The 9,053-nt window shown below is 67.3% G+C and carries 5 protein-coding genes and 1 pseudogene; 2 read left to right on the plus strand and 4 right to left on the minus strand.

Features of this window, described 5'->3' with window-relative positions; translation table 11 throughout:
• The first annotated feature begins 296 nt into the window (after positions 1–296).
• Both BLT59_RS30085 and BLT59_RS30090 read left to right on the plus strand, forming a co-directional pair.
• A complete protein-coding gene (locus BLT59_RS30085) occupies positions 297–1,541 on the plus strand; it encodes a discoidin/SUN/FTP domain-containing protein (protein ID WP_091789818.1) in 1,245 nt (414 codons plus the stop codon).
• 12 nt (positions 1,542–1,553) lie between these two features.
• Entirely contained in the window at positions 1,554–3,206 is a 1,653-nt protein-coding gene (locus tag BLT59_RS30090; RefSeq protein ID WP_091789821.1) for a GDSL-type esterase/lipase family protein, read from the plus strand.
• Positions 3,207–3,866: 660 nt separating this feature from the next.
• Here BLT59_RS30090 and BLT59_RS32080 read toward each other — a convergent pair.
• From BLT59_RS32080 to BLT59_RS30110, 4 genes and pseudogenes are all read right to left on the minus strand, one after another.
• Positions 3,867–4,502 (minus strand): annotated as a pseudogene (locus BLT59_RS32080) (DedA family protein); the annotation flags it as partial.
• 150 nt (positions 4,503–4,652) lie between these two features.
• The gene (locus tag BLT59_RS30100) at positions 4,653–5,657 is read right to left on the minus strand and encodes an NAD-dependent epimerase/dehydratase family protein (RefSeq protein ID WP_091789828.1); all 1,005 of its coding nucleotides are present in this window, start codon (positions 5,655–5,657) and stop codon (positions 4,653–4,655) included.
• The gene (locus BLT59_RS30105; protein ID WP_091789831.1) at positions 5,654–6,403 is read right to left on the minus strand and encodes a hypothetical protein; all 750 of its coding nucleotides are present in this window, start codon (positions 6,401–6,403) and stop codon (positions 5,654–5,656) included. The genes BLT59_RS30100 and BLT59_RS30105 overlap by 4 nt, the downstream gene beginning before the upstream one ends.
• A 224-nt stretch (positions 6,404–6,627) precedes the next feature.
• A complete protein-coding gene (locus tag BLT59_RS30110) occupies positions 6,628–9,024 on the minus strand; it encodes a glycosyltransferase family 2 protein (RefSeq protein WP_091789834.1) in 2,397 nt (798 codons plus the stop codon).
• Positions 9,025–9,053: the final 29 nt, after the last annotated feature.

Consider the following 9,053-nt stretch of genomic DNA (forward strand, 5'->3'; position numbering starts at 1 on the left):
ACCGCAGAGCCGGGCGAGGCGACGGGGTTCGAGGCGCTGACAGACGCCGTCACCGTCGTCGTGAAGACGCCGTCCGTCCCGTCCGACAAATACCTCGCTTAGGACGCGGTCCTACGGTCGTGCTGGCGCTTTGACCCGCTTGGGATCACTCAGGTCAATGCCCTGAGGGCCGCGCAAGCCACTGTCGCGCCTCCGGCCTCCATGGCTAATCCGCGGCGGCGGCGGCATCCGCCGCAACCTTGCCGAAGTTGCTAAAGTCGGTGACAAGCCCACAGCCGATCATCAGGAGGACCCCGTTGGCCAGGGAGGACGAGGCGCCCGAGGCATTGTGCGTCAACGCGTACGAAATGCATCGCGCCGAGGTGCGGATGGGCCAGCGCCGCCGCCTGCGCGGACGACACAAGACGCTAGTCAGCTTCGCGGCGAAGTACCATTACGTGGAGAGCCAGCGCCGTCTAGCAGCCGCCGCGGCGGCCACCGGCGACTTCGACACGGTCGAGAACTGGTCGCCAGACCGGCTGCGCCAGACGGCGTTCTACCGCGAGCACCGGGAGATCCTCGACCGCTCGCGTGGGGCGGGGAACTGGGCCTGGAAGCCCTTCATCATCGCCGACGCGCTGGAGAAGCGCCGGGATGGCGACTTCATCGTCTTCAGCGACACGGGGATGCAGGCGGTGGGCGAGGATCCGCTGCCGCCAGCGGCGCCGCTCCTGACGTGGCTCGCCGAGTCCGAGCGCCGGGTCGCGGTCGGCGTGCTGCACGGGAAGCCGCAGCGGCTCTGGACCAAGCGCGACTGTTTCGTGCTCATGGATTGCGACTCGGAGCGCTACTGGAACGCCGACCAGATCCAAGCCTCCTGGATTGCCTTCATGGTGAGCCCGGCGACCCGCCACCTCGTCGCCGAGTGGCTGCGCTACGCGCGCGACGCCAGAGTCGTCACCGACATCCCGAACCAGCTCGGCCTGCCGGATTGCGACGGCTTCATCGATCACCGCTTCGACCAGAGCATTCTGTCGAACCTGATCTACAAGCTCGAGCTTGAGATCCCGGCTCTGCGCGAGCCGTCGAAGCGGATCCGGACACTGATCGACGAACTCGAGCGGGACGCACTGGTCTGGGCGCGACCGTCGGAGAACATGGCGCTGGGCAAGACTTGGCACGCAAGCTCGGCCTCGCCCTGGTCGGGCACGACGGGGGTGTACGGCGAGCGCACGACCGGCGACCCATCCTTCTTCTTCCACACGGCCCTCGACCAGAACCCCTGGTTCGTGCTCGACCTCGGCGCGATCGAGCGGGTGTCGGAGATCCGGATCTACAACCGCTGGGGCCAGCCCAGCGAGCGGGCGCAGCTCATGCGGGTCTGGCTGGGCGAGACCGAGAACGATTACCGCCTCGTTTTCGATGCCGTGGACGCTCACTGTCATCCCGGCCTTCCCCTGCATCTGCGGTTCGACAACGTTCGGTTCCGCTACCTGAAGGTTGATCTCGACGAGGAGCAGCATCTGCACCTCGATGGGGTCGAGATCTTCGCGGCACGTTGAGGCAGCCGAGCGATGTCAGAGGCGAAAAAGCCGCTGTTCCCGTTCGGCCCGATCTTGTTCTTCGGCGACTCTGTGACGTCGGGATTGACGGCGGAGACGCCGACCCTGTTTTCCGGACCGCAGACGGTGCCCCGAGGGATCGCCGGGCAGTCTACCCGGGATATGGCGCGGCGGCTGCGCTCCGACATCGCCGCCTATGGAGCGAAGGGGCTTCACCTGATCGGCGGACGTGACGACATCCTCGGCCGCGGTCGCTCCGCGTCTCAGGAGGCCATCGTGGCCGACATCACCGCGATGCTGCAGGACGCGCGCGACCTGTACGTGCGGACCTGGGTCGGCTCGATCCCGCCGGTGGATCCGGCCTCACCGGGGGCAGCCGGCTTGCCGGTCTCGCTCATCGGGCACGTCAACGCGTGGTTGCGCGATCACGTGCATTTATTCGGGGCGCAGTTCATCGATTATGACGCCGTTCTCGCCACCGAGACGGGTGCACTCCGGCCAGCACTCAGCGACGACGGCGTGCGGCTCAACGCAGCCGGTTACGCGGCGCTCCGGGACACCATGATGGCAGCTCTGACCGCCCCGGGCGTCGATCAGCTCTGGCCGCCCCCGGAGAGCGAGGATGCCGCGCGGCGGCGCAAGTTCCTGCACCATTTCGGCTATTTCGACTCGAACACGCGCTACCCCAGCCCGTTCATCCAGTTTGCCGGCAAGCCGGGGGCGAGCCATTACGGCGTCCCATTCGACGCTCACGGATTCCTGAACGCGGCGCCAATCGTCGAGCGCAAGCCGGCGGGCGAGACCCGAATCCTCGTAGTCGGCGATTCGACCACGATCGACGGTGGCGACATCGCCAACACGCTCCCCGGCCGCCTCGAGCGGATCCTGCGCGCCGACGGACTGACCAGTGCGAAGGTCTACAATTTCGGGGTGATGTCGAGCTGCCTCACGCAGATGACTCACCTGATCTGGTCGCGTCTTGTGACCTGCAGTCCCGACGCGATCCTCGTGCTCAGCGGCAGCACCGATCTATTTCAGCCCTGGACGTACGATCCCCGACCGGGACACCCGTATAACGCCTTCATCACCCAGACGCTCTACGACCACTTCTTCGACACGCACGATCCCCGGGCCCGGGAGGATGGCCTGTCCTATGATGCGCTGATCACGCTGATCTACGAGGAGTTGAAGCGGCTGCGAGCGGAGGTCGGCTGGCAGAGCCCCGGCTGGGAGAACTCCATCGTCCACCATTACGAACTCGCGGCCCACCGGCTAACCAAGCTGTCCCATGATTACCGAGTGCCGGTGGTGAGCGTTCTGCAGCCGACGATCCTGCGCAAGCGCCACCTTACGGAGGCCGAGCGTGGCGTCGCCTCGGGGACATTCCTCGCCTACCTCGACCGCCAATATGCCAAGCTGGAGGCGTTCACCGCGCAGCTCGCCGAGCGGCGGCCGTACCGGCGCACCTTCACGGCCCTCGACCTCAGTGGCATCTTCCGCGACCGGGAGGAGGGGACCTTCTACGACATCGTCCATTATGACGATCCCGCCCGCGAGATCGTCGCGGTGCGTCTCGCCGCCGAGATCCGCGCCGCTTTGGACCGCGCTCACGTCCTCACGCCGTTCGCGCGGGCGAGGCAGTTCTTCAAGGGCCACAGGGGCTAGTGATTTCCAGCTTCGAGCGCCGGCTCCTCCCGTCGGCGCCAGCGTCCCCGGCCACACGCCGCCCGAGCTCACTCCGCTCAGGGACCGACGAAGAAGATCACCGTCGTGCAGCCGGAACGGCCGGAGCGCACCTGTCGCGTGAGGCGGATAGCACGACCGGTGAACCCTATGTTCCCATCGCGCGAGCACCGGGGAACGTCCGCCAGGTCAGCCAACTGGACGCGGTCACGCCGCCAGTCCGATCGCCTCCTCCTCGCCCTCAGAGACGACCCGATCTTTCGGACGCCGTAGCCTCAGACCGAGCACCATCAGGAGAGCGGTGGGCACGAGAAGGATCAGCGCGATACCAAGAATCCCGACGTGCCCGACGAGGCGCCCGTAAGCGCCTCCGGTCACGCCATCGTGCCACGAGACCAGCGTCATGCCGACGGCCGCCGCGACGAGGATCACAACGAACCTGAACCACAAGGGCCAAGGCTTGCGTGGGCTTGATTCGGCAGCCGGTGGAGCGGTCCGGGTCGGAGCGCTCACCCGCTGCGCTAGGAGGGCTTCGACCTGGCTCTGGAAGTTCACCTGGAGCGAGGGGCTCGGTTCTAGGATCCCGTGGGTCACCGCTGCCGTACCCTGCGGCGGTGCGGTTTCATCATCCACGCCTTCGGCAAGCGGCCCCGGGATCGCAGCCTCCGCGGCGAGCATCAGGCGCGCTTCGTGCCGGCGCATAAACATCCACAGCGCAACGGCGCCCAGCAAGACGAAGGCTAGCAGCCCAAGGCCGACCGGTCCCATGACGTTCTCTATCGAGCGGCCGCACAGGTAGGCGCCGAAGCCCATGATCGAAGCCCAGGCCACACCGCCCAGCGCGTTGAAGGCCATGAAACGGCGCGCATCGAGCTTGTTCACGCCGGCGAGCACGGCCGCATAGGCGCGCAGCATCGCGGTAAAACGGCCGAAGAACACGATCTTCCCGCCGTGCCGGCGGAACAGGTACTGGCCGAGCTTGAGCCGACCGTGGTCGAGCCCGATCAGATGCCCCTTGCGCAGGAGCAGGGGCAGCCCCCAGCGGCGGCCGACCCAGTAGCCGGCATTGTCGCCCAGGATGGCGGCGGTCGCCGCGATCGCCACGACGATGGCGATGTTGATGTTACCGGTGCTGCCCGCATAGGCCGCCGAGGTCAGCAACACCGTCTCGCCGGGCAGCGGCAGTCCGGCACTCTCCAGCGTGATGATGACGAAGATAGCCACGTAGCCGTAATGCGCGATCAGGTCGGCGATCGGCAGATCGTGTAGGAAGGACATGCGGTCTCCTCGCGACTCGCGTCGCACTGTCGCCGACAATCGTGGCCCCTCCGGGGCGAAGTGACGGTCAGACCTGCCAAACTGGCTCTCTCGCGCCGTGAGCCGCGATGGGAATCGCGCGCACGTCACATCGTCCCTCGCCGGCGGGGCTCAGTGCCGCTCCGTCCGCGTCTCCGCTAGATGCGCACGCATCCACGCGATCGTACTGATGAGCCCTTCGCGCAGAGCGACGCGCGGCTGCCAGCCGAACTCAGAACGGATCAACGCAGTGTCGAGCACGTTGGCGGGCACGTCGGCGGCGCGGGCCGACTTGTGCACGCAGGGGAGGTGGTCCCGCCCGAAAGCCTCCTTCAATTCGGCGATGATCTCGTTGATGCTCAATCCCAGGCCGCTGCCGACGTTCATAACCTTGTGAGGCCCATCGTAGGCGACCGCGGCCAGAAACGCGTCGCTGACGTCGTCGATGTGCAGGAAGTCGCGCACCACCTCTCCGGTCCCCCAAACCTCCAGCGGCAAGTCAGAGAGCACCCGGAAGATGTAGTTCCCGATCAGGCCCTGGTGCTTGGTGCCGAGCTGAAACCGGCCGTACGGATTGGCGATTCGCAGGATCTGGTAATCGATTCCGTGGAGATGACGGTACAGGTATAGCGCCTTCTCGATCATCAGCTTGCTGATGCCGTAAGCCGAGATCGGGTCGGTCGGCGACTGTTCCGAGATCGGGATCGCGTGCGGGACGCCGTAGATCGCACCGCCAGAGGATGAGAACACGAGCTTCTTGATCCGGGCCGAACGGCAGATCTCGAGCAGGTGCAAGGTGGCGATCGGCGTCGCCCCGAGCTCCGCGGATGGATCTCGATTTGAACTTTCGGGGATCGACCCGGCGATCAGGTGGAAGACGACGTCCTGGCGCTCGACCGCGGTGGCGATGGCGAGGCGATCCCCGAATTGGCCGGTCACCCGGGTGACGCGGCGGTCGAGCACCTCGGCCTGTGGGTGGCTGCGGCTGAAGCAGGTGACCTCGGCGCCCGCCTCCGCCAGACGGTTGCACAGGTTCAGCCCAAGGAAGCCACCGCCGCCGAGCACGAGGCAGCGGGCCCCCGCCAGGACCGAACCGGCTCGGCGGACGGCGTGGTCCGTGGGCTGCCCGCCACTCATGGCGCCGGATCGGTCCCGGGGGAGGGCGGCTCCGGCATGACGATCAGATCCTCGACCAGAGCGAGCGCCGTCTTCTGCAGGGCTCGCCGCGTCGGCTCCAGAGGCGCCTTCCCGTAGGCTCGGGCCGCCGCGTAGGCGGACGCGTAGGCGGCATCCCATCCGGCGGCGAGGATCCGCGGGCCGGCGGCTTCGAGCGGGTCGCGAACAGTCACCCAGGCGGCGCGATGGGCCGCGTCCCAGGCCGCGCCCCGGACCTCGGGGCCGGTCTGCCGCAGCGTCAGATTCGCGACAGCCGCGCGTTTGCGGGCGCGCTTCAGGTGATCACACAAGGCCGCGAGATCGGCCACATCTTGGAGCGCGGGGAGATCGGCCAGCTCGTCCCCCTCGACGATCAGCTTGGCGAGGTGAAACCAAGCGGGCACGTGGGTCCGGACGAGCCAGTCGGCCACCCGGGCGACGCGCTGGCGCTCCAGCGCCTCGGAGCCGCGCGTCCCGACGAGAAGCGGGAGGAGGGGGCGGATCAGGGCATCGCGCTCGGTCTGCGGCAGGCCATCGCTCCAGCTGCGGATAAACGCCGCGATGCTCGGCGAGGCGCAGGCGGGGTGATCCGAAACCGGCTCGCCGGCGATGAAGGCCACGGCTTCCATCGCGCACAAGGCGCCGCCTTGGGGATGTGCACCTGCGGCGAGAGTGGTGACCTGGGCGAATCGATCGGGATCGATCGCCGGCTTCTCGATCCGGACCATGGCCGGCTTTCCTCTCCCCGATGTCGGGTTCGCGACGACCGAACCCGTCCGAAGGATCCCGGTGATCGGCCTTTCCAGCTTTCAACCAAGTTGCGCGGTCCGGCGCAATCGGACAACGCCGTGCCCGCACCGGCTGCCGTCGCAGGCTCGTCTCGGCGCGCGGCGCGACATCTGTCATCGCGGCTGACCGGGTCGCTCCGCTGGCGGCCCCCGGGGGCCGGCGCCTAGGCGGCCTGCCGATCCGCCTTTTTCACGCGATGCGTGAGTATAATCGACAGCCACGGCCTCACCTCGTGCGCGACCTCGATCCGCAACAGCACTTCGAGGTGCAGCGCGTAGGGGAGCACGAACTGGAAGCCGCAGCGCGCCTCCTCCATCGTCGTCGGCATGTCTCCCGTGACCGCCGCGATGACGTCGGGCCGGTGGACGTCGACGGGAATGCGCTGCACCGCGCCGTCGATCTCCGCGACGAGCGTAGCCTTCTCCCGGTTCGCCGCGACGATCCAGCCGGTGAACACGACCTGCCCATCCTGAATCTCGGCCCAGACCCGGTCCTGCGGCGCCTCTAGATGGGCCCGCGCGAAGGCATCGGGCAGTTCCGCGTCGAGCTCGGCGATGGTGCAACCAACCTCGAACTTCTCGAAGCCGCGTCCCTCACCGAAGATCGTCGCGAACCGCTTCTGGTATTGGCCGATCAGAAGGTTCTTGATGGTCTCGTCGAGACCCGACCACTGCCCCTTGGTCTGGATCGTATAGACCGACAGGATCTCGCGCAGGAACGCGATGCGGCCCTTGTCGGCGATGTAGAGGTTCATCAGCCAGTCGGCGGCGCCCTTCTCGTCGTAGAAGGCGTCGGGCACGCGGCGCAGTGCCTCGGCCCGGTAGAAGCAGGCCGAGAAGTTCGCGGTGAGCGGGGCGCGGGCGAGCACCGGGAAGCTGATCGGTCCGGTCTGATACCGGCCCTGCTCCTCATGCGGAATGTACGATCCGTTCGCCACGTGGTGCAGCAGGACCCAGTTGAAGCACATGTCGAGCGCCGGATCCGTCCGCAGCATGCGCAGCTGCAGGCCGATTTTCCGGTCGGAGATCCAGTAATCGTCCCCCTCGCAGAAGGCGACGAACCGGCCGGTGCAGGCAGCGACGCAGTCGCGCATGTTCTGCAACATGCCGAGATTGCGCTCCCGCGATCGGACGGTGATGCGGTCGGGATGGCGGAGGCGGTACTCCTCGATGATCTCCGCGGTGCCGTCGGTGGACCGGTCGTCGCCGATCACCACCTGCATCCGGAACAGGCCGCGCTGTCCGAGCACGCCGTCGAGGCAGCGCCGGATGGTGCCGGCGTGGTTGTAGGATGTGACGACGACGCTGACGGTGAGCTGATCCTCGATCCAGGTCCGCAGGGCGGTCGGATCCCCCCGCGGCCGGTCGGCCGCGGTCAGACCCAACTCGTTCAGGGCCGCCTCGGCGATGTCGGGGTGATCCTCGATGAGCTGCGCCAGCCGCGCCGGATCCTCCTCATCGAGATAGGCCTCGGCCAAGCGCCGGAAAATGCGCTTCTGCGTGGCTTCGTATTCCGCGGCGAAGCGGCCGCCGAAATGGCTGCGCAATTGCCGGTAGAACTCGATCTCCGACTTGCCGAGCCGCTTGTGCCGCGCCAGCACGGTGTCGAAGGCGGCCCACATGCCGCCCGCGTGCTTGCGGTACACGCCCATGACCTGGGGCAGGAACCCGATCCGGCCGACCTCGGCGTGCATCAGGTGGATGTACCAGTCGGCCGGGATGATGCCGCGGCCGATCTCGAGCCTCTCGCCGCCGCGATACCGCCAGCGGTAGAACACGCTGTTGGTCTGGATGAAGTTGTGCGCGACGAGATCAGAGAGAGACGGCTGCGGATTGGGATGCTCCGGGTATTGCTCCTCCACCGCCGGCATGTCTTCGTAGACGACCTTCACCGGATGGTAGCACAGCGTGTATTCCGGCCGCTGCTGCATGTAGTCGAACTGACGCTGCAGCTTGTCGGGATCCGTCCAGTAATCGTCGCCCTCGCAGATGGCGACGTACTCGCCCGAGACCCGCCCCGCGATGTCGTCCAGGTTCTTGACGACGCCGACATTCTCCGGCCGCAGGATCGCGACGAGATTCGGGTGCCGCGCCGCGTACTCGGCGATGATCTCGGCCGTGCCGTCGCTCGATTTGTCGTCCCCGACGATCAGCTCGAACGGGAAGTCGGTCCGCTGGCTCAGGATGCTGTCGAGCGTCTGGCGGATGAACGCTTCCTGATTGTAGGTGATGCACAGGACCGAGACGACCGGCCGGTTCCAGGCCGGCGCGGGCTCGGTCTCAGCGCGTGCCCGGATCCAGGCCGCGAACGGATTGACGTAGCTCCCGTCCACCGCCTCGTCCGGCGTGCCCGGAAAGTCCGGCCGCGGCTGCCGGCCGAGCCGGGCGCCGTACTTCACGTAGTGCTCGAGCGGGGACAAGTCGGTCAGGCCGACGTCGGGATAGCGCGCCGCGTACCAGAGGTGGTCGAACCGCCCGCTGCGGTAGATCGTCGAGAAGTCGTCCTGCCACGGCTCCAGCTGAGGCGGAGCCGGCACGGCGGTCTCAGCGGCGGTCTGCATCGATCGTGTCCTCGCACAGGTCTCGGCCG

Origin of the sequence: Methylobacterium sp. UNC378MF (genome assembly GCF_900103195.1) — a bacterium.
GTDB lineage: Bacteria > Pseudomonadota > Alphaproteobacteria > Rhizobiales > Beijerinckiaceae > Methylobacterium.

What these genes read in the sequence shown, in the direction of transcription:
- BLT59_RS30090 (WP_091789821.1), top strand. Translation starts at nt 1,554, where the DNA reads ATGTCAGAGGCGAAAAAGCCGCTGTTCCCGTTCGGCCCGATCTTGTTC.
- BLT59_RS30100 (WP_091789828.1), bottom strand. Translation starts at nt 5,657, where the DNA reads ATGAGTGGCGGGCAGCCCACGGACCACGCCGTCCGCCGAGCCGGTTCG.
- BLT59_RS30105 (WP_091789831.1), bottom strand. Translation starts at nt 6,403, where the DNA reads ATGGTCCGGATCGAGAAGCCGGCGATCGATCCCGATCGATTCGCCCAG.
- BLT59_RS30110 (WP_091789834.1), bottom strand. Translation starts at nt 9,024, where the DNA reads ATGCAGACCGCCGCTGAGACCGCCGTGCCGGCTCCGCCTCAGCTGGAG.